This window comes from uncultured Campylobacter sp., from assembly GCF_937890585.1.
Taxonomy (GTDB): domain Bacteria; phylum Campylobacterota; class Campylobacteria; order Campylobacterales; family Campylobacteraceae; genus Campylobacter_A.
Genome location: NZ_CALACG010000214.1, coordinates 1 through 2,394, shown reverse-complemented (window position 1 = coordinate 2,394; position 2,394 = coordinate 1). Strand labels below are relative to the sequence as shown.

Below are 2,394 nucleotides of genomic sequence, written 5' to 3'. Positions count from 1 at the left end.
GAGCAAGGTCTTGCACTGCAAGGTGGCACAACAAGGATAACTGACGAGGCTCTTAGTGTGTATAAAAGTTCATTAATACTTACAAAACAAGATAGAAGTGAGATAGGCATACCAAAGGCTTATTATGATGAGATACTATCTGGCAAGAAAGATCTAAAAGATATACTAGCTAGGATTTTAAAGCTTAGAAATTTAGAGCTTAAAAAAGATCAAACGCTTGAGGGACTAGCAAATAAAATAATGGATGTTTTAAAAGAATTTGATGAGAGGATGAAGGTAAGAGAGCTATACAATATATAACATAGTAGGTATTCGTTCTAAGCCCTTTTGGCTCCCATACTACTAAACATTTTTTATATTCGCCGATATAAGATATATATTTTAAAAGGATTTAAAATGAATATATCACCAATTTTAGAGCCCATAAATATAAATTTACCCAAAGATATGATCTATTCAAGGGTCCTTCTTGGCGTAGATAGAGTGCAAACTTTAGACAATACAAATTTAAAGTCTGAGCTTAAAGACATCGCTACTAAGCTTATCTCAAATAGCACTTACTCTATCATCCAAAGCGCCAGCACCAGTGGCGTGAAGTCGGAGTATGCTAGAGCAGATAGTGGGACAAACGATGCTTTTTCTTATGTGGATATCCAGCGGAGGAACTGGGACAAAAAGGACTTTGAAAACAAATATCTCTTTGGCGAAGATGCCTCAGCGCTAAGGAAAGTGGATCAAACTAGCACCTATTTTTCATCTATAAATTCAAAAACTTCCATTAAGCCCATTGCGGCAGCAGATACTAAATTTACAAATTTAAATGACTATGCCTATGAAAAAACGATAAAAACCTCACTGGGTGACGTAGAGGTCTTTTTGGATCTTTATGACGATAATGACAAGCTAGGCATAGGCAAGCTAGATGCAAATGGATTTTTATTTAACTTTGATAGCAACAAGGACGGAGTGATAAATTCTGGTGATAAATACTTTGATAAGCTAAAGGTTAGAGGCTACGATAAAGACGGAAATGAGAAAATTTTCAAACTAAGCGAAGTTGTAAGCGAGATAAACCTTAACGACTTTATCAAAAAAGATATTAGAAATTTAAGCCATGAGGCTATGGACTTTGCTAGCAAAAATACAGTTGATTACAGAGTTAGTTTAAACAACTCAAACCCTTATACTCTATTTTTAGCCGAGTATCGCTACCAAAAGATAGGCAAAGAAGAGACTAATAAATTTTTCAAAGACCATGCAGACAAAGACGGCTGGGTAGATCTTAGGGATAATAAGATATTCAACGAAGAGAGTGGCTTAAACAACTTTGCCTATGAGAAAGTTGGCTTTGACGGCAAGAAAAGGCTTAGCGAGTTTAACCCTATCATAAAACCTGCTGGGTCTAAACAAGATGAGAGCTTTTCATACGTAGGCTATCAAAAAGATAGCTTTATGAAATTTTATAACGACTACCAAAAAGAGTCTAGCGCTCATAGCAAAGATGTAGAGTGGGTAAGCAAAAATTTAAAAGAAAATGATGTAGAAGACGCAGATGATCTCATCTCAAAGCTAAAAACCACAAAGTCATCTTATATGATCGCTATGGAGAGTGAGTTTGAAAAGGCAACTGGGCTTGAGTTTAGCCTAGAAAATTTAGAAAGAGTAAAGCATGCTTTTGAGAGTGATACTAGTAAGGCAGCTGCTGCTCTAAAGGACACAGACAGCGTAATAGCTATGAAGCTAAACAAAAATGGCACGATCACGCTTAAATTTGATAGTGGAAGAGAGCTAGAGGTAAAAGAAATTTATAGTGACACTGGCAAGCTAATAAGCAAAGATGACAAAGACAGCAAAAGAGCAAGTATAAATTTAGATGCTAAGAGCATGAACGATATCGAGCTAAATAGACTTGACTTTAAAGATATAGGCATAAAGCAAGATGATAAGATATCTAGCCTAAAAGAGCTTGGAGCAAAGCTCGTTAAAAACCTCTCTGATAAATTTACAAGTAAATTCCTGATCGGACTTGAAAACGGCAAAAGCATCACCACTAAAGAAATTTATAACATCACCTACCTTGAAAATGACCTCAAATTTAAAGAACTATCTAGCAAAGATAGGCTTTATAAAAAGGTAGATACAAGAGTTTAGGAGTAAATTTATGCAGACTAAAAAGCCTTGGCAAAATAAATCTTTTCATAAAAAAGACGATATCTTTGGTGTGAGTTAAAGCTAAAAGGATCTAAGATGATAAACGCACTTGGTAGTTACCCCTTGAATTTAGAGCAGAACATAAAGGTATCAACCAAAGTTGCCACCAAGCAAACGAGCTCTTTAGTTTTAGGCTACAAGGTAGATAAAGATGGCTACTTTACAGATGAGTTTAATAAACAA

At 35.4% G+C, this 2,394-nt stretch carries 1 protein-coding gene and 1 pseudogene; both read left to right on the top strand.

Features of this window, described 5'->3' with window-relative positions:
• Positions 1 to 300 (top strand): annotated as a pseudogene (locus Q0296_RS06270) (hypothetical protein); the annotation flags it as partial.
• A 96-nt stretch (positions 301 to 396) separates the two neighbouring features.
• Positions 397 to 2,151, top strand: a complete 1,755-nt coding sequence (locus Q0296_RS06265; protein ID WP_298038151.1) for a response regulator — start codon at positions 397 to 399, stop codon at positions 2,149 to 2,151.
• The last annotated feature ends 243 nt before the right edge of the window (positions 2,152 to 2,394 follow it).